This window comes from Nonomuraea sp. NPDC051941 (assembly GCF_044593615.1).
Genome location: NZ_JBIUCF010000010.1, coordinates 177,893 through 198,369, shown reverse-complemented (window position 1 = coordinate 198,369; position 20,477 = coordinate 177,893). Strand labels below are relative to the sequence as shown.

Annotated in this window: 21 protein-coding genes; 15 read left to right on the top strand and 6 right to left on the bottom strand. The window is 67.6% G+C overall.

From position 1 onward, the window contains the following. Positions 1 to 198: 198 nt before the first annotated feature. Positions 199 to 789: a hypothetical protein gene (locus ACIHFD_RS19270; protein WP_397368074.1), complete on the bottom strand. Its 591-nt coding sequence runs from the start codon at positions 787 to 789 to the stop codon at positions 199 to 201. A 115-nt stretch (positions 790 to 904) separates the two neighbouring features. On the opposite strand from ACIHFD_RS19270, the gene ACIHFD_RS19265 reads away from it, so the two are divergent. Continuing rightward, positions 905 to 2,044: a tyrosine-type recombinase/integrase gene (locus ACIHFD_RS19265; RefSeq protein ID WP_397368073.1), complete on the top strand. Its 1,140-nt coding sequence runs from the start codon at positions 905 to 907 to the stop codon at positions 2,042 to 2,044. Between the two features lie 110 nt (positions 2,045 to 2,154). On the opposite strand, the gene ACIHFD_RS19260 is transcribed toward ACIHFD_RS19265, so the two are convergent. Together ACIHFD_RS19260 and ACIHFD_RS19255 are read right to left on the bottom strand one after the other, a co-directional pair. Further along, positions 2,155 to 2,574 carry a hypothetical protein gene (locus ACIHFD_RS19260; protein WP_397368072.1) on the bottom strand — a complete coding sequence of 140 codons (420 nt, stop codon included), beginning with the start codon at positions 2,572 to 2,574 and terminating at the stop codon, positions 2,155 to 2,157. Positions 2,575 to 3,060: 486 nt separating this feature from the next. Next, the gene (locus ACIHFD_RS19255; RefSeq protein WP_397368071.1) at positions 3,061 to 3,189 is read right to left on the bottom strand and encodes a hypothetical protein; all 129 of its coding nucleotides are present in this window, start codon (positions 3,187 to 3,189) and stop codon (positions 3,061 to 3,063) included. A gap of 2,477 nt (positions 3,190 to 5,666) precedes the next feature. Between ACIHFD_RS19255 and ACIHFD_RS19250 the strand changes: the two genes are divergently transcribed. From ACIHFD_RS19250 to ACIHFD_RS19235, 4 genes are all read left to right on the top strand, one after another. Then, complete coding sequence (locus tag ACIHFD_RS19250) at positions 5,667 to 5,822, top strand: hypothetical protein (RefSeq protein WP_397368070.1); 156 nt, start codon at positions 5,667 to 5,669, stop codon at positions 5,820 to 5,822. 567 nt (positions 5,823 to 6,389) lie between these two features. Continuing rightward, the gene (locus ACIHFD_RS19245) at positions 6,390 to 8,594 is read left to right on the top strand and encodes an ATP-dependent RecD-like DNA helicase (protein WP_397368069.1); all 2,205 of its coding nucleotides are present in this window, start codon (positions 6,390 to 6,392) and stop codon (positions 8,592 to 8,594) included. 125 nt (positions 8,595 to 8,719) lie between these two features. Continuing rightward, positions 8,720 to 9,925 (top strand): Ig-like domain-containing protein, encoded by a 1,206-nt coding sequence (locus tag ACIHFD_RS19240; protein ID WP_397368068.1) that lies wholly within the window; start codon positions 8,720 to 8,722, stop codon positions 9,923 to 9,925. 1 nt (position 9,926) lies between these two features. Continuing rightward, the gene (locus tag ACIHFD_RS19235; RefSeq protein WP_397368067.1) at positions 9,927 to 10,445 is read left to right on the top strand and encodes a GNAT family N-acetyltransferase; all 519 of its coding nucleotides are present in this window, start codon (positions 9,927 to 9,929) and stop codon (positions 10,443 to 10,445) included. A gap of 10 nt (positions 10,446 to 10,455) precedes the next feature. Here ACIHFD_RS19235 and ACIHFD_RS19230 read toward each other — a convergent pair whose 3' ends face one another. Together ACIHFD_RS19230 and ACIHFD_RS19225 are read right to left on the bottom strand one after the other, a co-directional pair. Beyond that, positions 10,456 to 10,836, bottom strand: a complete 381-nt coding sequence (locus ACIHFD_RS19230; RefSeq protein ID WP_397368066.1) for a hypothetical protein — start codon at positions 10,834 to 10,836, stop codon at positions 10,456 to 10,458. Between the two features lie 51 nt (positions 10,837 to 10,887). Then, positions 10,888 to 11,865, bottom strand: a complete 978-nt coding sequence (locus ACIHFD_RS19225; RefSeq protein WP_350736340.1) for a radical SAM protein — start codon at positions 11,863 to 11,865, stop codon at positions 10,888 to 10,890. A 105-nt stretch (positions 11,866 to 11,970) separates the two neighbouring features. On the opposite strand from ACIHFD_RS19225, the gene ACIHFD_RS19220 reads away from it, so the two are divergent. From ACIHFD_RS19220 to ACIHFD_RS19200, 5 genes are all read left to right on the top strand, one after another. Beyond that, positions 11,971 to 12,294, top strand: a complete 324-nt coding sequence (locus ACIHFD_RS19220) for a DMT family transporter (protein WP_397368065.1) — start codon at positions 11,971 to 11,973, stop codon at positions 12,292 to 12,294. Further along, positions 12,291 to 12,890: a TetR/AcrR family transcriptional regulator gene (locus ACIHFD_RS19215; protein ID WP_397368064.1), complete on the top strand. Its 600-nt coding sequence runs from the start codon at positions 12,291 to 12,293 to the stop codon at positions 12,888 to 12,890. The genes ACIHFD_RS19220 and ACIHFD_RS19215 overlap by 4 nt, the downstream gene beginning before the upstream one ends. A 20-nt stretch (positions 12,891 to 12,910) precedes the next feature. Further along, the gene (locus ACIHFD_RS19210) at positions 12,911 to 13,465 is read left to right on the top strand and encodes a GNAT family N-acetyltransferase (protein WP_397368063.1); all 555 of its coding nucleotides are present in this window, start codon (positions 12,911 to 12,913) and stop codon (positions 13,463 to 13,465) included. Then, positions 13,462 to 13,755: a DUF952 domain-containing protein gene (locus ACIHFD_RS19205; protein WP_397368062.1), complete on the top strand. Its 294-nt coding sequence runs from the start codon at positions 13,462 to 13,464 to the stop codon at positions 13,753 to 13,755. Before ACIHFD_RS19210 ends, ACIHFD_RS19205 begins: the two co-directional genes overlap by 4 nt. 109 nt (positions 13,756 to 13,864) lie before the next feature. Beyond that, positions 13,865 to 14,239: a nuclear transport factor 2 family protein gene (locus ACIHFD_RS19200; protein WP_397368061.1), complete on the top strand. Its 375-nt coding sequence runs from the start codon at positions 13,865 to 13,867 to the stop codon at positions 14,237 to 14,239. Positions 14,240 to 14,314: 75 nt separating this feature from the next. Here ACIHFD_RS19200 and ACIHFD_RS19195 read toward each other — a convergent pair whose 3' ends face one another. Then, positions 14,315 to 14,521: a hypothetical protein gene (locus tag ACIHFD_RS19195; protein ID WP_397368060.1), complete on the bottom strand. Its 207-nt coding sequence runs from the start codon at positions 14,519 to 14,521 to the stop codon at positions 14,315 to 14,317. Between the two features lie 361 nt (positions 14,522 to 14,882). Between ACIHFD_RS19195 and ACIHFD_RS19190 the strand changes: the two genes are divergently transcribed. The 5 genes from ACIHFD_RS19190 (at position 14,883) to ACIHFD_RS19170 (ending at position 20,382) form a co-directional block, all read left to right on the top strand. After that, complete coding sequence (locus ACIHFD_RS19190; RefSeq protein WP_397368059.1) at positions 14,883 to 15,155, top strand: hypothetical protein; 273 nt, start codon at positions 14,883 to 14,885, stop codon at positions 15,153 to 15,155. A 521-nt stretch (positions 15,156 to 15,676) separates the two neighbouring features. Continuing rightward, on the top strand, positions 15,677 to 17,380 hold the full coding sequence (locus ACIHFD_RS19185) for a hydrogenase maturation protein (protein ID WP_397368058.1): 1,704 nt from the start codon (positions 15,677 to 15,679) through the stop codon (positions 17,378 to 17,380). A gap of 16 nt (positions 17,381 to 17,396) precedes the next feature. Beyond that, the gene (locus ACIHFD_RS19180) at positions 17,397 to 18,926 is read left to right on the top strand and encodes a UDP-N-acetylglucosamine 1-carboxyvinyltransferase (RefSeq protein WP_350736361.1); all 1,530 of its coding nucleotides are present in this window, start codon (positions 17,397 to 17,399) and stop codon (positions 18,924 to 18,926) included. Positions 18,927 to 19,049: 123 nt separating this feature from the next. Further along, the gene (locus ACIHFD_RS19175; RefSeq protein WP_350736364.1) at positions 19,050 to 20,054 is read left to right on the top strand and encodes a tyrosine-type recombinase/integrase; all 1,005 of its coding nucleotides are present in this window, start codon (positions 19,050 to 19,052) and stop codon (positions 20,052 to 20,054) included. A gap of 76 nt (positions 20,055 to 20,130) precedes the next feature. Next, positions 20,131 to 20,382: a helix-turn-helix transcriptional regulator gene (locus ACIHFD_RS19170; protein WP_364258436.1), complete on the top strand. Its 252-nt coding sequence runs from the start codon at positions 20,131 to 20,133 to the stop codon at positions 20,380 to 20,382. Positions 20,383 to 20,477: the final 95 nt, after the last annotated feature.

Here is a 20,477-nt window from a genome sequence, read left to right as displayed (position 1 = left end):
CCGCTCCGCCGCCGGCCGCGCGGGCGCCTGCGTTCGGCGCCGCCTGTCGCTTCATACGGTGGTGCGTGGGTGGATCTTGTTCCGGCTGCGGGTGGGGGAGAGGAGGCCTCCGACTGTGTTCGATCACCGGAGTCGCCGCCTTCTGCGCCTCGATCGTCTGTCGGTGGTGGAACGGGAGGTGCGGGCGCGGATTGGTGGCTAGGGGACGAGCACGTTGATGACGACGCCGATAGGGATGGAGACGGCGACGCCAAGGATGAAGAACAGCCATTGCTGGCGCCGGTCGCCGCGTCGGTTGGCGTGGATGTCGCTGAGGACGATTTCTCGGATCTTCTGGGCCTGTTCTTGGTTGACTTCGAGGAAATTCTGATGCTCGTCGACCGCTTCGGCGAGGATCTGGTGGGCGGCTTGCTGGAGTTCGAGGTCGTGTTGCAATTCGGCCATGAGCTGTGAGGCTTCGGCGAAAGCGGCGGTGACGGCTTCAACGCGGGGTTTCAGCGGGTTGGCGCGTCTGGCGGCCAGCTGGAGTTGGCGCTGTTTCTCGGCCTTGGAGAGCCTCCACATCCATGCGGCACCGAACGTGCCTAATGCTGCACTCGCCGCGATGACGATCCAGCTTGCAGGGGTGGAGCCTTCCTCGGTGAGGGCACCGCCACCTGCGAGGAGCCCAAGGCACGCGAAGACGATGATCAGGACAGACAAGGCTTCCTTTGATTCCGCCGCCCTGATGGCTTGGCGTTCGCGTGCGAGGGGGTCCCAGGGATCGTCCGGGGGCTGCTTGTTGGCCATGGTTCCATTTGTGCCATGACGTCATGCTGCGTCGATGCCCTATGACTGGATTTCTCGATTCCTCGCTACTAATGATCTTACATGCCAATGTCTCTTATCATGTAAGATCGTTTTTGTGACCGTTTCCCCTTTACGCCACGACTCGGCCCCCGACGAACAGGGGGTCGCCATCACCGTGTCTCGCCCAGCCGTACGAGGCACCCCGCCCGCGAGTGATGAGTACGAGCTGGCCGAGCTCATGCGAGCCTCCGGCACGAACCCCATCGTGCTCACCTCCACGGCCGGATGGCTGTCCAGCGAGAAGCGCAGCTCCCCGAAGACGCGCCGCGGCTATTCCCAGGACCTGTCGTTCTGGCTCGCCTACATCCTGGCCCGCGGCCTCGACCCTATGGACATCGCGCCGATCGAGGCCGACCTGTACGGCGCGGCCCTGCGTGACGCGGGCCTTGCCGCCTCGACCCGCGCCCGGCGCATCTCCGCGGCATCGTCGTGGTACCGGTACCTCGTGCGCGCCGGCGCCGCCGCCCGGAACCCGTTCCTCGACATGGAGCGCGCGCAGCCCTCCTCCCTGTCGAGCACGCGCGGCCTGGCGAAGGCCGACATGGACCGGATGCTCGCCTGGGCCAAGGCAGAGGCCGACAAGACCGCAGCCGCGCATGAGGATGGCCGGGCCGCTGCGTCCAGGGTCCGGGACAGCGCCCGAGCGTACGCGATGCTGTGCCTGGTCGTTGTGACCGCCTGCCGGGTCGGCGGTGTCATCGAGTCCCGCCTGTCGTCCCTCGGGTGGGACACCGGCCACCGGGTGATCGACCTGCCCGTGAAGGGCCCGGCCGGAAAGACGCTGCGGCTGGCCGTTCCGCCATACGCGAGCGCTGCCCTCGACCGGTACATCACGCTGCGCGGCGGCGACGAGGGCCCGCTGTTCCGCACGGACACCGGTAGGCCGCTCGACCAGCCCGCGATCTTCAGGAAGATCCGCGAGATCGCTCGCAAGGCCGGGGTCCCGCACTGGGATGCAATCTCCCCGCATTCGCTGCGGCACGCGGTTGCCACATACCTGCTCAGCGAGGGCGTGGAGCTCCACGTCGTGCAGGACCTCCTCGGCCACGCGGACCCGCGCACCACCCGCCGGTACGACAAGGAGCAGTCCGCGCTGAACCGGTCCCCGGCCTACAAGCTCGGCCAGGCCTTCGCGCAGGGCGAGGCCGCGCACGAGCCCGACTTCCGCGACGAGGCCGAGGCGGTGGCGAAGTGAGCACCGTCCACGAAGCACATGCCCAATGGCATCAGGCGGCATGAGGAATCGCTTGACGCGTTCCATGATCACGAGCTGGGCCCCTGGAGCCCCCGTCTCCCAGGGGCCTTTTACATGCCCTCACCAGCACCGAAAGGCCCCTTGCTGCCTTGGACAAGGGCCCTCGCCTGCTGACGTACCGCCTGCATCCAACCCTGCGGATCCGCATCGTAGAGCTCGCACTTCTCCTGCCATCGGGCGAGTCCATCGCAGATGTCGTCGAGTGAATGAAGCCACTCGCCTTCGCCCGCCGTTCCGTGGCACACGACGCCGGGACGACTTGGATCACGACAAAGATCGAACCCATGCAGGTACTGCAGAGCCGTGAGGACCAAGGGAGGGCAGTCGGCGGATGCTTCCTTACCCTCCACCCACGGAGCCGCCCAGGCATGCACGGCCTCACGGGTCACGTCACCTGCTGCCAGCGCTCGCCATCGAGCAGCCACATCCTCGCGGCTTGGCGGTGGCAGCGGCGACTTGGGATCGCTCATGCGCCCACCATTCCAGCCATGCAAGCCATGGGTCCACGCCGATCAACCTCTTGATCACCCCTGTTGACACCGACGACGCGCTCGGCCTCCTTCCGAAGGGCCCTTTCATGTGGTGGCACTCGATCGACTTCCTCGAGCGGGACGGCCGCCGGCGCGGCATGCTCGTTCACCGCGGCTTCTGGTACCACAACGTGCCCCGACTGATGCTGTCGTGCCGCCTCCGCGGGCACCGGTCGGTGGTCGACGGGCATGGTCCGTGCGTACCGGGTGGGAACGCGGCGCGTTGGGTGGCGTGCGACCGGTGCGGCGACCTGCCCCGGCGAAGCACTTCGAGCCCGGCCATCCGTACACGAATGACCTGTACCGGCCGGGGTTCATCCAGGCCATGCGCGTGCTCGGCTCGACCACGTGGGGGCCCGGCCCGTGGCTGGACCGCCCGCCCGGCACTCTTGGCGGCGAAGTTGTCGTCGGCCAAGGCGTCCCCAGTCAGTCGTGCACGTCATAGCGGCAGGTCACGGCCACGAGTTGCCGCTTGCGGCGGCGTACTGCCCCGAGCCAAGTCCTCGCCGACATCGGCGTGAACACCGTGCCCGGCTCGACCAGGGCCGCGTCCAAGCCGCGCCCAAGGTGCTCGCACGCGCGACCGGAATCGCGGGCCGGCTCACCAAGGCGTTCACCCCGCGCCCGGTGGCCACGCTCACCCCGGGCATGGCGCCGGGCGGCCACGGCAACCACACCACCATCCACGTGACGAACAACTACCCCCGTGAGCGAGCCCACGTCGAAGACGGTCAACAAGAGCTTGCAGTACGCCGCGGTGCTCGGTTTCGCATGAGCGGCAGGTCAATGGCCCGTTGCGACGATGGCCTCTCGCCGAGATCGACTTTGCACAGCCGGTTTTGGAGGCCGCTTATCCCTCGAAGGGGACGGGGGATAAGCGGCCTCCAACGAGCGGTAAGGCACTTTGTGGCGTGTTCAGTGCCTCAGCGTGACTGCTCGGGCTGAATAAGGAGCTTTCCGTCCTTGGCGGTCAGTGACGCACCCTTGCACAGGGGATCGCTTAATGGCAATGCCCTCACGTCCCAGCCAATAGCTGGTTCCGGGAACCAGACCCATCTCTCCCCTCGGATGACCTGTGGGTCCTCCAGGTCCTCCGGAGCTGGAGGGTTTTGCTCAGTCCCCCGGAGCCATTGGCGGAATCTTCCGCAGTATCCCGGTCCGATGTAGATGCCGTCAGTGTGCCGGTAGCCCGAAAAGAGCCCGGCTGGAATCAGCTCATCATATTTACCGCTTCTGTAAGCCAGATTAGTATTGAAATTTCTGACTTGGATGGCGCCGACCCAGACCGTGCCTGTATTGTGGACCTCATTGTCCGTTGGCGAGGCTGCCGATGCGGGGGGCGTCAGACCGGCCAGGAGCGCGGCCGCCAGGGCAACCGTGGGCACCCATGTCGTTTTCCTCATTTTTCCTCTTTCGCCTTGTGATTTCCTGCTGGATCTTTCTGGTGGACTACACGAGCCAGGTGAACTTCCGGCACCTGCGAACCGTGAGGCGCCAGGCTTTCCTCCGCTCTGGTGAGCGGCTTGCTCTCGCTGGCGGACACGTCCTGGCTTGCTTCCTCCTTGAGTGTGCAAGCCGCGGTCGGGTTGGTCCTTAAGGCTGAGTGCACGGTTGTTTAGTCTGCGCGCACTGTCGTGTCCTGCCGGCGAACCCGGTGAGGCGAGACGCCGGAGGCGCTGAAGGTGCGCGAGAGTGCTGAATCCTCATCAGGATGTGATCTCGGCGATGGCGAGCGGTTCGGCGACACCGAACTCGCCCAGCCAGGTGCTCGCCGACGTCGGCGTCAACACGGTGGCCGGGCTTGATCAGGGCATCACCGGGCGGCACCTAAGGTGCTCGCTCGAGCGGCGGGGATCGCCGGTCAGCCCACCAAGGCGTTCACGCCGAAGTTGGTTGCGACGCTCGCTCCCGCGATGATGCCGGGCGGCTACGGCAACCACACCACGGTCCACGTGACGAATGACTACCCGGTGAGCGAGCCCCCGTTGAAGACGGTCAACAAGGGTCTGCCGTACGCGTCAAGGCCGAGCACCTCCTTTCCTTTTCCGGACTCCACGGGGGAGGGAGGGATGGGGGCGATCAGCGTTGCATATCTGGTTGTGCGGCCTACGCGGGGCTCTAAACGTGCCGCCGAGGTCAGACGCCCTTCCACTCCAGACATTGATTGTTCGTCCCTGAAGGCCGCCAGCAGAACCTGATATCGGCGGGGTTGGCCGATAGAGGGTGGGGGTAACACAAGCCGGCGCGCGTTGGCGCGTCATAACGAATGAGAGTGCCGCCGCTGTACCTTACCGTGCCCCAGACGTCTGAATCGGGCCAGCTTCCGAGGATCCTGCAGACATTCAGGGTCGCGTGGTTGGAGCTGATCTCTGCGAAACCATAGCCGTTTCCCGTTCTGACCGTGTGCGCTTCTGCGGGAGAGGCGGTCATGGCTATGGCCATTGTGGCTGTAGCGATGGCCGCTTGCCCTATCCGCACGATTTTCGTACGCATGGTTTTCCCCTTCTTCTGTTCTAGCGACGCGGAATCATGTCCGATTCCGCCCACCCAATGCAGGGGTTATTGACATCGTCCTCCGCCGCTAAGGTCCCGGGCGAGGACAACGGCCGGGCATTTGCCGGACATTTCGCACCAACGGTTCGCGTGCGGTCCATCGCCTTCTGCGTGACTCGCAAAAGTGGCCATTAACGTAGGTGATCTGTTCATCACGCTCGACCTGCGCGAGCAGTCGCTCTCCACCCGTCTCACGCGGACGCTCGCCACCAGCCAGCGGGCCTCTCCCGCCTCCCGCAGTTCGATCAACCAGGTCACTGCCTCGGTCGTGCGGCGCTCGCTCCCGTTGTCGGGCTGGTCGCGGTGTTGCCGGGGGTGGCGGCGCTCAGAGCGGCCGGACTCGCGACCCTGTCGGTGGTCCTGTACGAGGTTGAGGACACGTTCACGGCCGCTCTCGGTTTGGAGGGTTCCGAGGACACGATCAAGGGCCTGTCTGGGCCGCTCAGGCCGCAGCCAGGGAGCTGCGGACGCAGCAGCCGGTGCTGCTCAGCCTGCGCGACCTCGTCCAAGGAGCGCTGTTCCAGTCGCTGCTCGGCCAGCTGACCGCGCTGGTTGATGGGGAACCGTCCATCGATCTCGCCGAGCAGCAGGCCCTGACCGCCTCGCGGATGCCCGCCACGGACGATCAGCGCTGATCGTGACCGTTCTCCTGCCGGCGACCCGGTCGACGTCGGCGGCGTCGCGAACGACGTTGTACCGATGTGTGGGATGCCACCGATTCTGGTCATACCCCGGCTCGACTCGGAAACGCCGATCCGAGTGGCCGTTCAGTTCGACTCGCCCGGGCCCCGCTGTCGGCCTCAGCGCATCCAGGTAGCGCTATTGCCGGCGAGATCAGCTCAAGTCAGCTTGCCGGCGCACGTGAGCCCCGCGGCGTTGCTCGCGGATGATGGCCGCCAAGTCCTCGACGGAGCGACCCCAGGGGCAAGGCAGCGCGGGCGGCATCCTCGGGGGAGAGCGCGTCTCGGCGGGCCCGCGCTTGCGCGAGGAGAGGATTCGCCCGGCAGCTGCACGTGCTTCGACCCGGGTTCTCACGACTTCTGCGATCTCACCCGCGGCTTCTCGCACCATCCCAGCTTTTCAGCCGTGCAAGCGGGAAGGTTCTCGAAAGCGCGACCGCCCTGGCATCGCGTGGGGACTCCGTGGCCGCCGGATAGTTGCTCTAATCTGGGCCCAGAAACGGCAGGGGAGTGAGAGTTTACGTGGCGCATGGTCCAGACGGTTCAGTCGTTGTCGCCTTAGACGCCGTCCTCGAACGCATCACCTACGCCAACGAGGAGACCGGCTACACCATCGCCCGCGTCGCCACCGAACGCTCCGGCTCCGATCTGCTCACCGTCGTCGGCCCGCTGCTCGGCGCCCAGGTCGGCGAGTCCCTGCGGCTGCTCGGCCGCTGGAGCTCCCACCCCCGCTACGGCCGCCAGTTCGAGGTGCGCTCCTACACCACCGTCCTGCCCGCCACCGTCCAGGGCATCCGCCGCTACCTCGGCTCCGGCCTGATCAAGGGCATCGGCCCCAAGATGGCCGAGCGCATCGTCGACCACTTCGGCACCGACACCCTCGAGGTCATCGAACAGCAGCCGCAGCGCCTGGTCGAAGTCCCGGGCCTGGGACCCAAGCGGACCAAGATGATCGCCGCCGCCTGGGAGGAACAGAAGATCATCAAAGAGGTGATGATCTTCCTGCAGGGCGTCGGCGTGTCCACCTCGATCGCGGTGCGCATCTTCAAGCAGTACGGCGAATCGTCCATCTCCGTCGTCAAGACCCGCCCGTACCAGCTGGCCGACGACGTGTGGGGGATCGGCTTCAAGACCGCCGACACCATCGCCCAGGCCGTCGGCATCCCCCACGACAGCCCCGAACGCGTCAAAGCCGGCCTGCGCTACACCCTGTCCCAGGCCGCCGACGACGGCCACTGCTACCTGCCCGCCCCCAACCTCGCCGCCGACGCCGTCAAGATCCTCGAAGTGCCCGCCGACCTCGTCACCACCTGCCTCGAAGACCTCATCGAAGCCGAAGGCGCCGTACGCGAGCCCATCCCGGCCGGCGACAACGTCGTACCGGCCGTCTACCTGCCGCCCTTCCACCGCGCCGAGAACTCCCTGGCCTCCGGCCTGCTCTCCCTCCTGCGCTCCGGCCACGACCGGCTCAAGGCCTTCGCCGACGTCGACTGGGAACGCGCCGAGACCTGGCTGCACGGCCAGACCGGCGCCGACCTGGCCGCCGAGCAGCGCCAGGCCGTCCGCCTGGCCCTGACGGAGAAGGTCGCCGTCCTGACCGGCGGGCCCGGCTGCGGCAAGAGCTTCACCGTACGCTCCATCGTCCTGCTGGCCCGCGCCAAACGCGCCAAGGTCATCCTGGCCGCCCCCACCGGCCGCGCCGCCAAACGCCTGGCCGAGCTGACCGGCCACGAGGCCACCACCGTCCACCGGCTGCTGCAGTTGCGCCCCGGCGGCGAGGCCACCTTCGACCGCGACAACCCCCTGGACGCCGACCTCGTCGTCGTCGACGAAGCCTCCATGCTCGACCTGCTGCTGGCCAACAAACTCGTCAAGGCCGTCGCGCCGGGCGCCCACCTGCTGTTCGTCGGCGACGTCGACCAGCTGCCCTCGGTCGGGGCCGGCGAGGTCCTCAAAGACCTGCTCGCCGCCGACGACATCCCCCGCGTACGCCTCACGCAGATCTTCCGCCAAGCCCAGGAGTCCGGCGTCGTCGTCAACGCCCACCGCGTCAACACCGGCAACCACCCCATCCTCCAGGGCATGAACGACTTCTTCCTGTTCCCCTGCGAGGAGGCCGAGGACATCGCCGCCCTGACCGTCGACGTCGTCGCCCGCCGCATCCCGCGCCGTTTCGGCCTCGACCCGCGCCGCGACATCCAGGTCCTGGCCCCCATGCACCGCGGCGCCGCCGGCGCAGGCGCCCTCAACACCGCCCTGCAGGAAGCCCTCACCCCCGCCCGCGAAGGCATGCCCGAACGCCGCTACGGCGGCCGCGTCTTCCGCGTCGGCGACAAAATCACCCAGCTACGCAACAACTACGACAAAGGCGCCGCCGGGGTGTTCAACGGCACCGTCGGCATCGTCACCGACATCCGGCCCGACGAGCACAAGCTCACCGTCGTCACCGACGAGGACGAGGCCGTCGACTACGCCTTCGACGAACTCGACGAGCTCGCCCACGCCTACGCCGTCTCCATCCACCGCTCCCAGGGCAGCGAATACCCGGCCGTCGTCGTCCCGCTGGCCACCAGCGCCTGGATGATGCTGCAGCGCAACCTCCTCTACACCGCCATCACCAGGGCCAAGAAACTCGTCGTCATCGTCGGCTCCCGCCGCGCCCTGGCCCAGGCCGTCCGCACCAAGGGCGCCGGACGACGGCACACCGGCCTGACCCACCGCCTTTGACGGGTCCCTTTCCCAGGCACAAGTGATTGAAATGTGACCGAACTCTCCCAAATGATTGTTCGTCTTACATGCATCAGCATTAAGGTTTTTGAGGTGCGTTTGGTGCTATGGGGGAAAGGACAGTGTTGAACGTTACGCCCGCTTGGAGGAAGCCCGCCACCGCAGTCGCGCTGCTCACCGCAGCCACACTGACGGCCTCGTGCTCATCGGGCACCACCCCCGGTGGCGGCAGCGGGGGAGCGGGCGCGCCCGAAGTCACCACGTCCGCCACCCCCCAGGCCCCCACCGTCAAGATCAGCCCCGCCGAGGGCAGCGGCAAGGTCAGCCCCGAAAAGAAGGTCGTCGTCACCTCCGACGGCGGCGTCCTCGACAACGTCACCGTCGAGGCCTCGGGCGAACAGGTCGAGGGCAAGTACAACGCCGACAAGACCAAGTGGGTCTCCAAGACCGCGCTCAAGCCCTCCACCGACTACACCGTCAACGCCACCGCCGGCGCCACCACGGCCACCAGCACGTTCACCACCGCCAAACCCGAACGCGCCCTGCAGATCGCCGACGTGACCCCCCACACCAAGGGCGAGACCATCGGCGTCGGCGCCCCCATCATCGTCACCTTCAACCAGCCCGTCACCAGCAAGGCCACCATCGAACGCGCCCTGGAAGTCGAGGCCGAAAAGCCCGTCACCGGTGCCTGGCGCTGGATCAACGACACCGTCGCCATCTACCGCACCGCCAAATACTGGCCCGCCCACCAGAAGGTCACCCTCAACGCCCGCATCACCGGCATCAAGGGTGGCGACGGCCTGTACGGGGTCAAGGACTACTCCGCCACCCTCAAGATCGGCGCCCGGCAGATCAGCAAGGTCGACACCAAAAAGCACATGATGTACGTCTACAAAGACGGCAAACGCGTACAAACCATGCGTATCAGCGCCGGCATGGCCACCACCCGCGAATACACCACCACCTCCGGCGTCCACCTCACCATGGAACGCGGCAACCCCGTCCGCATGATCTCCCCAGGCCGCAAAAAGGGCGACCCCGGCTACTACGACGTCATGATCGACCACGCCGTCCGCATCTCCAACTCCGGCGAATACGTCCACGCCAAGGACAACGTCTGGGCCCAAGGCGTCCGCAACGTCAGCCACGGCTGCCTCAACGCCCGCCCCGACCAGGCCCGATGGTTCTACGACAACTTCCAGCGCGGCGACGTCGTCGACATCACCGGCACCACCCGCGAACTCGAATGGAACAACGGCTGGGGCTTTTGGCAACTGCCGTTCAAGGAATGGAAGAAGGGCAGCGCCCTGAAGAGCACCAAGGCCTGACATGACCCACCCCAGCACCCTCCCGCGCATCCGCGACGGCCGCGACGGCGACGTCCCCGTCGTCTTGAGCATGTTCGACAGCGCCGTCACCTGGCTCACCGCCCAAGGACGCACCGGCCAATGGGGCAGCAGCCCCTTCACCGGCAACCCACGCCGCACCCGCCAGGTCACCGGCTGGCTCGAACTCGGCGGCATGCGCATCGCCGAAGTCGACGACCACCCCGCCGGCTGCCTCGTCGTCGGCGGCGCCCACGACTACGTCACCCCCGCCACCGAACCCGAGCTCTACATCCAGGCCCTGGTCACCGACCGCCGCTACCACGGCCACGGCATCGGCCGCGCCCTGCTCGACCGGGCCGCCACCGAAGCCGCCGAACGCGGCGTCGGCCTGGTGCGCGTCGACTGCTACGCCGGCGACGACGGCCGCCTGGTCGCCTACTACGAAAGCTGCGGCTTCACCCGCATCGCCCCCTTCACCGTGGGGGAGTGGCCCGGCATGCTCCTGCAGCGCCGCATCTGACCGGCCGCGTCTACCTTCCTGATCGCGGCGTCAGCGCCGCCGACGCCGCGATCAGACGCCGCACCCCCGGACGCGCCACATCCTCCACCCGCCGCACCTTGACGTGCCGCGCCGTCCTGCCCGTCCCCTCCAGCAACCCGTCGCCGTCATGCTCCAGCAGCTCCACACCCCGGCCGAACATGATGTTGACGTACGCCCCGTGCAACGCGACCGCCGCGACCACACCCCGGTAGGTGCCAGGCTGAAACGTGTACGCGATCAGCCGCGCCGACACATCCACCTCCACCACCGCGTCCGGCACGACCTCCTCGATCAGCGCCCCCGCCGCCACCGCCAGCTCCCGCACCGCAGGAGGGCACCCCGCCAGCAACCGCTCAACCTGCTCGTCCATAGCGGCACCCTACCGGCGCCACCCATCCCACCAGCGCTTCACACCAGCGCTTCACACCAGGGCCAGCTGCGCCGCCCGCGGCCGCCGCGGCCCCGCCTCCGGCGCCCCGCACCCCATCCCGTACATCTGGCACAACTGCGCGATCTGCCCCGTGATCCGCCGCTCATAATCCGGCGACGGCATCCCCGCCCGGTCGTACAGCTCCTCATAACGCTCCACCAACTGCGGATGCGCCCCCGCCAGCCACTCCCCATACCACGACCGCGTCCCCGGCGGCAGCCGCAACACCACCGGCTCCACCGCCCGCGCCCCCGCCGCCGCGATCCGCCGCACCGTGGCCCCCAGCTGATCAGCCGCGTCACTGAGCAACGGCAGCACCGGCGCCATCAGCACCCGGCACTCCACCCCGGCCTCCACCAGCGCCGACACCAGCTCCAGCCGCGCCTGCGCGGTCGGCGCCCCCGGCTCCACCGCCCGCCGGATCCGCTCGTCCACGAACGCGATCGACACCGCCACCCGCGCCCCGGCCCGCGCCAGCAACCCCGCATCACGCAACACCAGCGCGCTCTTGGTGTAAACGGTGAACGGCACCGCCGCCTGCGACAGCGCCCCGATCACCCCCGGCATCAGCCGATACGTCTCCTCGGCCGCCTGATAACAGTCGCCGCTGACCCCCACCGCCAGCTCCTGACCGTCCCAGCGCACCAGCTCCGCCCGCAACCTGGCCACCGCGTTCGGCTTCACCACGATCCGCGTGTCGAAATCACGCCCCGCATCCAGCCCCAGCCGCCCATGACCCGCCCGGGCACCACAACCACGGCAGGCATGCGCGCACCCACGATAGGGGGACAGGGCCCACTGCTGGGCGATGCCCGCGGTCTGCGGCACCCGCTCGATCATCGTGCGGGCCTGCAACTCGTAGAAACCGTCACGCACCACCGCACGCCGCTCGATCAGCGGACGCTCATCAGCGGCCTCGTCGACAAGCGCAAGCGCGTCCCAACCCACACCGACCAATGGAACACGCATTCGACAGCCTTTTCAAGCTGTTCCGCCAACCACACCGCCCCCGAACCGGATCCGGCACCCCAGCTAAACTGGCACGCACGTACCACTTTACGTCTGGGGGACCCCATGCCCTGGCTCCTGCTCGCCCTCGCCATCACCACAGAAGTCCTGGCCACCACCGCACTCAAACTCAGCAACGGCCTCACCCACCCCGGCTGGACCATCGCCGTCGCCGCCGGCTACATCACCTCCTTCACCCTCCTGGCCCAAGCACTCAAACTCCACCTCGACATGGGCACCGCCTACGCCATCTGGGCCGGCGCCGGCACCGCCGCCATCGCCCTCATCGGCGCCGCCTTCATGGGAGAGACCCTCACCCCAACCAAGATCGGCGGTATCCTCCTCATCATCGGCGGCGTCGTCATCCTCAACCTCGCAGGTGGCCATTGAACCCGGACCAGAACCCCACCCAAGCAGGGGACCGGCCCCAACCACACCCGCCCACCCAAGCACGCGGACGCCGCCGCCGCGCCACCCTCCTGGCCTCCGCCGTCCACCTCCTCACCCAAGGCGGCTTCGCCGCCGTCACCCACCGAGCCGTCGCCCACCACGCCAACCTCCCCCTCGCCGCCACCACCTACTACTTCGCCTCCCGCGACCAACTCCTCGCCGAAGCCTTCGCCCAACTCGTCGAAACCGAACTCACCACCACCCGCACCTGGATCACCGACCACGGCCTCACCGCCCTCACCGACCAGATCGCCACCGCCGACCGCACCCGCCAACTCGGCCTCTGGGAGCTCTACGTCCACGCCGGCCGCGACCCCGTCCTCCAGCAGATCGCCCGCCGCTGGGCCGACGGCTGCATCCGCATCATCGCCGACACCCTCCACCTGCCCGAGACCGACACCCGCGTCCGCCTCCTCTACACCACCCTCAGCGCCCTCTGGCTCGAGCAAGTCGTCGAACAACGCCCCCTCGACGAAGCCCGCACCCTCCTCACCCTCGCCGTCACAACCGCCGAAAACGCATTGCCGCCCCCCTGACCCCTCCCTACACTTCCTCCGTGCTCAAACCCCACTACCCGATCACCACCGACCGCCTCCACCTACGCCCCTTCACCCCCGACGACCTCGACGCCGTCCACGCCTACGAATCCCGCCCCGACGTCGCCCGCTACCTCTACTGGGAACCCCGCGACCGCGACACCACCCAAACCTTCCTCGACAAAAGAGCCACCCGCACCGCCCTCCACGACGAAGGCGACGCCATCGACCTGGCCATCACCCTGCGCCACACCGGCCAACTCATCGGCCAAACCCTGCTCATCTGGACCAGCAGACAACACCGCCAAGGCGAAATCGGCTACATCCTCCACCCCGACCACCACGGCCACGGCTACGCCCCGGAAGCCGCCCGCGAAATGCTCCGCCTCGGCTTCGACGACCTCGGCCTCCACCGCATCACCGGCCGCCTCGACGCCCGCAACACCGCCTCCGCCCGCGTCCTGGAAAAACTCCACATGCGCCGCGAAGCCACCCTCATCGACAACGAATACGTCAAAGGCGAATGGAGCAGCGAAACCATCTACGCCATCCTCCACGCCGAATGGACGCCATGAACCCCATCCACCACCTCGCCCTGCAAACCGACTGGGAAACCGCCCAGAAAGCGGGGGAGTACCGCATCTCCACCCTCGGCCACACCCTCGACGAGATCGGCTTCATCCACTGCAGCCGCGACCAGGCCCAACTACGCGGCGTCCACACCACCTTCTACGCCCACGTCACCGAACCCCTGCTCATCCTCGACATCGACCCCACAGGCCTCGACATCCGCCTCGAAAACGGCTTCCCCCACCTGTACGGGCCCCTGCCCATCACCGCCGTAACCGCCGTACACTCCTGGTGACACCACAGGAAAGCAGAGCGGCCGCGGGGGAGCGGCCACTCACCTCGACCCGAGCCCAACCCGCGCCAAACCGGCCTCACAGCCAACCCCCCGCCCGCACAATGGGCCCATGGACACCCGAACCGCCGCCCAACGCTTCGCCGACACCTGGCAACACGGCTGGACCCACCACGACACCGCCGCCATCATCGCCCTCTACCACGACGACGCCGTCCACACCAGCATGCCCTTCCGCCCCCCACACCAGGGCAGACAAGCCATCGCCGACTACATCCAATGGTCATTCGCCGGCGAAACCGACCCCCACGTCACCTTCGCCGACCCCATCGTCGACGGCGACACGGCCGCCATCGAATTCCGGGTCCACGCCCACGACAACGGCCGCCCCATCACCCTCGCAGGCTGCGTCTTCGCCCGCTTCGACCCCGACGGCCTCGCCACCGAGACCCGCGACTACTGGCACACCACCGACGGCCACTCATAACCCCGACAACACCACACCCGGCCCGCACGACCGGTCACCCCGCACCCCCGCACGGGCAAGAACACACCGAAACGATCAGCGCACCACCCGCAGCGGCGCCCGCACCGGCATCTGCACAGGAGCCACCGGCGCCGGAGCCGGCTCCGGACGCGCCATCTGCTGCGTCTGCTGCTGGGCCTGCTCCTCGGCACGCCGCTCCGCGCACCCACCCGCGCAATAACCGTTCGTCAGAATGAGACGACCCCGCAGCGCCGTGTACGCCTCCTTACCCGTCGCAGGCACGACCCCCTGACACACCGGGCATAACACCGACTGGCTCCCCACGTGCTGCTCCTCTCGCGGCGCGAATAGCAGGACTTCCAGCTTAAAACCACACCTCGCGCCAAGGACAGCGATTCGACAGAACGTCAAACTCTCCGTAAGCGCCCAGGGGAGCCCGCCACACCACCGCACCGAACCCCGAAACCCCCGCTCAACCCCCGAAACCGGCCCCCGCCAATCACCCGGCACCCCGCCGCGCAGGCGGGAAAAAATCCCATCAGACCCACCGGTCCCACCTGCCGAGGGGAGTAGCGGGCCCCTTCCGAAAGCGGCTACTTGACATAATGTTCATTATCAAGCAAACGGCATGAACCGTCCGAGCGTGGGCAGACGCCCTAACATGCCTGCCCTGGAGATCACAACCCCCGGTCTCGTCGCACTCACAGGCGTGATCACCGCCCTGGCCATCTGGCTGATCATCCTGGCCGCCCGGCTCACCAGGAACCCGCGCAACCGGCCCGGCGTCAGCATGGACATGGTTGATCAAGCTCGTGAGCTCAAGTCGCTCGGCCAGATCCAGGAAGCCGTGTTCTTCGTACGCGGTGAGACCGGCATGAGCCAGCGGGCCGCCGCCCGCTTCGTCAACCGCCTCTGACCCCCTCCCGGCCCCGAACCTTGACATTTACTCCCATACCGAACAGAAGCTGAATTCTGTTCGGTATGGGATATAAAGCAGCAAACGGCGCTTAAAGGACGTAAGTGCCCGGACGGGCCATCCCCGCGCCGGTCCATGCCCGCCTGCCGGCGGCCGAGGCCGTGCGGCGCGCGAGACTGCCGGGGGTCGAGACTGCTGCGGGTTCACGCGGGGGCCCCTGGTGCGGGCCGCTCCCCCGGGGTTGGAGCTCCGGGATGGAGGTTTCGGTTCGGGTGTCACGCACGGTCGCGTTCCCACCACAGGTGGATGTTTCGGGCAAAGTAGGTCAATTAGGGCTGGTCAGGGCGGGTTTTTGTCCGGAACTGTCACCACCAGTCGACGATTCGTGTCAGCATCAAAGGCATGTATGGGCCATATGGGGCTGTCTTAAATGCATGGGGCCGAAGGGAACGCCCCTCCAGCTGAGCAGTCCCCCGCCCCCGAACCCGTGTCGTTCCCCTTGCCTGGAAAGAAGTCCCCCGTTGCGTATCTTGCTGCTGTGCTCCTCGTTCAACGGCCTGACCCAGCGTTGCTGGCTGGAGCTGCGCCGGGCCGGTCATGACGTCGGTGTCGAGCTGGCCGTGTCGGAGCAGGCGATGGTGGAGGCGGCCGAGCTGGCCAAGCCGGATCTGGTGATCTGCCCGTTCTTGAAGGAGCGGGTGCCTGAGCGGCTGTGGCAGGCGCATCGTACGGTGATCATTCACCCGGGTCCTCCTGGGGATCGGGGGCCGTCGTCGCTGGATTGGGCGATTTTGGAGGCCGAGCCCGAGTGGGGGGTGACGGCGTTGCAGGCGGTGGAGGAGATGGACGCGGGTCCGATCTGGGGTTTCCGGACGTTCGCGATGCCGTCGGAGGCGCCGCGTAAGTCGGCGTTGTACAACGGGCCGGTGGCGGATGCGGCGGTGGAGTTGGTGGCGGAGGTGGCGGCGAAGGCGGCGGATCCGTCGTTCGTGCCGGCGCCGTTGGATTACCGGTCGCCGGAGGTGCGGGGGCGGTTGCGGCGGGCGATGCGGCACTCCGATCGGGAGTTCTCGTGGGAGGAGTCGACGGAGGAGATCGTTCGGCGGGTGCGGGCGGCTGATGGTGCGCCTGGTGGGCGGTCGGTGTTGTGTGAGGTGCCGGTGCGGGTGTTCGACGTGTATCGGGGTCCGGAGCTGGGTGGGCGGCCGGGTGAGGTGGTGGCGCGGCGTGAGGGCGCGGTGCTGGTGAACACCGGTGATGGTTCGGTGTGGGTGGGGCATGTGCGGTTGGAGCAGGAGGGGTCGATCAAGCTTCCGGCGGCGTTGGCGTTGGGTGATCGGGTGGCTTCGGCGCCGGAGCGTTCGGGGTACAGCGAGATCACGTATGACCGTAGTGATGGTGTGGGGGTGGTGAGTTTCGACTTCTACAACGGGGCGATGTCGTCGGATCAGTGCCGGAGGTTGGCGTCGGCGTTGCGGTATGCGGTGGCGCAGGACACGAAGGTGCTGGTGGTTCGGGGTGGGGAGACGTTCTCCAACGGTATTCATCTGAATGTGATCGAGGCGTCGCGTCAGCCGGAGCTGGAGGCGTGGATGAACATCAATGCGATCAACGGGGTGTGCCGGGAGATTGTGGGGTGTACGAGTCAGCTGGTGGTGACGTCGATCGGGGGGAATGCGGGTGCCGGTGGGGTGATGATGGGTCTGGGGGCGGATCGGGTGATCATCCGGGATTCGGTGGTGTTGAATCCGCATTATCGGACGATGGGGTTGTTCGGGAGTGAGTTCTGGACGTATGTGTTGCCGCGGCGGGTGGGGGCGGAGGCGGCGCGGCGGTTGACGCGGCAGGCGTTGCCGGTGGGTGCTGCCGAGGCGGTGGAGTTGGGGTTGGCGGATCGGATGCTGGGGGGTTCGCGGTTGGACTTCGAGCGGCGGGTGCTGGAGTACGCGGAGCGGTTGGCGGTGGATTCGGGTTATGATCGGCTGCTTGCGGGGCGGCGGCAGGTTCGGGAAGTGGATGAGCGGCGTAGGCCGTTGGACGCGTACCGGGCTGAGGAGCTGGCGGAGATGAGCCGGGACATGTTCGACGATCGGCATGAGTTCCGGGCGGCGCGGCGGGGGTTCGTGCATAAGGTGCGGGCGCAGGCGACTCCGGAGCATTTGGTGCGTCTTGGTGGGTTGTCCGGCGCGTCGGCGCCTGCTGGGGCTGGGGCATCTCATATGTGAGATATGGTCTCGTGTTGTGTCAGATGATTACCTTGTACGGATCGGCCGGTTGATCCGGGATGCGCGCCAGCATCGTGGTTGGACGCAGCTGCAGCTGGCGGATGCTCTGGCGACGTCGCAGAGCGCGGTCAACCGGATCGAGCGCGGCAACCAGAACATCAGTCTTGAGATGATCGCCCGGATCGGTGAGGCGCTCGACAGTGAGATCGTCTCGCTGGGGTATGCGGGGCCGATGCATCTGCGGGTGGTGGGCGGTCGCCGGCTGTCGGGCAGCATCGATGTCAAGACGTCGAAGAACGCGTGCGTGGCGTTGTTGTGCGCGTCGTTGCTGAATTCGGGGCGGACGATCCTGCGCAAGGTGGCGCGGATCGAGGAGGTCTACCGGATCCTGGAGGTGCTGGCCTCGATCGGGGTGCGGGCCCGGTGGATCAACGAGGGCAGCGATCTGGAGATCGTTCCTCCGGCCCGGCTGGAGCTGGAGGCGATGGACACGGAGGCGGCGCGCCGTACCAGGAGCGTGATCATGTTCCTGGGGCCGCTGATGCACCGTACGGAGCAGTTCCAGATCCCCTATGCGGGGGGCTGTGATCTGGGGACGCGTACGGTGCAGCCGCACATGTCGGCGCTGAAGCATTTCGGGCTGGACATCACGGCGACGGGCGGCTTCTATCACGCGCGGGTGGATCGGGGGGCGGCGCCGTCGCGGCCGATCGTGTTGACCGAGCGGGGTGACACGGTGACGGAGAACGCGCTGCTGGCGGCGGCGCGGCACGACGGGGTGACGGTGATCCGTAACGCCTCCTCCAACTACATGGTGCAGGATCTGTGCTTCTTCCTGGAGCAGCTCGGGGTGCGCGTGGAGGGGGTGGGGACGACGACGTTGACGGTGCACGGCCTGCCGGAGATCGAGCGGGATGTCGACTACTCCCCCTCTGAGGATCCGGTGGAGGCGATGAGCCTGCTGGCGGCGGCGGTGGTGACGTCGTCGGAGCTGACGATCTGCCGGGTGCCGGTGGAGTTCCTGGAGATCGAGCTGGCGGTGCTCGAGGAGATGGGCCTCGATTGTGATCGGGGTCGGGAGTACGCGGCGGCCAACGGTCGTACGCGGCTGGTGGATCTGACGGTGCGGCCGTCGAAGCTGGTCTCCCCCATCGACAAGATCCATCCGATGCCGTTCCCTGGGCTGAACATCGACAATGTGCCGTTCTTCGCGGCGATCGCGGCTTCGGCGCAGGGGTCGACGTTGATCCATGACTGGGTCTACGACAATCGGGCGATCTATCTGACGGAGCTGACGCGGCTGGGGGCGTCGGTGAAGCTGCTGGATCCGCATCGGGTGCTGGTGGAGGGTCCGACGCGGTGGCGCAGCGCGGAGATGATGTGCCCGCCGGCGTTGCGGCCGGCGGTGGTGGTGCTGCTGGCGATGATGGCGGCGGAGGGCACGTCGGTGTTGCGGAACGTGTACGTGATCAACCGCGGGTATGAGGATCTGGCGGAGCGGCTGAACGCTCTGGGGGCGCGGATCGAGACCTTCCGCGACATCTAGGGCGTCGGCTCTGGGCGGGTGCCTCTGCCTGTGTCGAGGCGCCTGCCCGGGGGCGGTGTTTCTGTCGGTGCCGGCCGCTACCGTCGTGCTTGGTTCGTCGTGGCGCGAGGGAAGGGGTGGCCGGTGCGGCCTGCGGAGCTCGACCGGTTGACGGTGGCGGAGGCGGGTGACCGCTATGTGGAGCTGGTGCGGGCGCGGACGGTGACGGGGGCGTTGTCGTCGTCGACGGCCGAGGTGTATGCGCGGGATGTGGCGACGCTGGTGGAGCTGGCCGGCGCGGATGCGGTGCTGGACGATCTGACGGGCGCGGATGTGGATGCGCTGCTGCTGGCGTTCGCCCGGCGGCCGGATGGGCGGCTGCGTACTCCGAGCGGGGGGCAGTCGCCGTCGTCTCAGGCGCGGTTTAGGCGGTCGATCTCGGCGTTGTTCAAGCATGCGACGCTGGCGGGCTGGGTGCAGATCAATCCGATGACGGCTTCGACGGTGACGTCGAAGGAGCGTGGGGGGTTGCGGCCGCAGCGGCGGGCGTTGACGCGGGAGCAGGCGCAGGGGCTGATCGGGGCGGCGCGGACGTTGGGGGATGTTCCCCCGCCGGAGGGTAAGCGGCGTGATCAGCGTACGGAGTTGCGTGATGCGGTGATCGTGCTGTTGCTGGCGACGATGGGGCCGCGGGTGTCGGAGTTGGTGCGGGCGAATGTGGAGGATTTCTTCACCAACGACGGGGTGCGGTATTGGCGGATCTTCGGCAAGGGCGGGCGGACGCGGGATGTGCCGTTGCCGGATGATGTGGCGGCGGTGTTGCAGGAGTATCTGGCGCGGGGGCGGCCGGCGGCGGCGGAGAAGGCGTTGCTGTTGTCGTGGCGGGGGCGGCGGCTGGCGCGGGGTGATGTGCAGGCGGTGATCGATCGGGTGCAGCAGCGGGTGGATCCTGATCAGCGGCGTTCGGTGACGCCGCATGGGTTGCGGCATACGACGGCGACGCATTTGCTGGCCGATGCGGTGGACATGGATGCGGTGCGGCGGGTGCTGGGGCACAGCGATCTGGCGACGTTGGGGCGGTATCGGGATGAGCTGCCGGGTGAGCTGGAGGTGGCGATGCGTGCTCATCCGTTGTTGCGCGGCCGCTGAGGTCGGGGGCGCTCCCCCGGTCCGCGGGATGGATAACTATCCCGGTATTTGTATCCCTGGGTATAGAGTGGGTGTCATGGTACGACCTCCGCTGACTCTCGAGGAGCGGCTGCGTGGCGAGCAGCTGGGCTTGGTGCTGCGCCGGGCCCGTGGTGAGCGCAGCATCGTCGAGGTGGCCGCTGCGGCGGGGATGTCGGCCGAGACCCTTCGCAAGATCGAGACCGGCCGGATCGCCACGCCTGCGTTCTTCACGATCGCCGCCCTGGCCGATGTGCTCGGCATCTCGCTCGATCACCTGGCCACGCGCTCCACTCCTGCCGCCACCTGACCTGCCGTCCAGCCGGGACGATGGTGGCGCTCTCCCCTGCCGTGCCCGCATGCCTACGGCGGTGCCGTCAGCGCGGAGGTCGTGCGGCGGCGGTT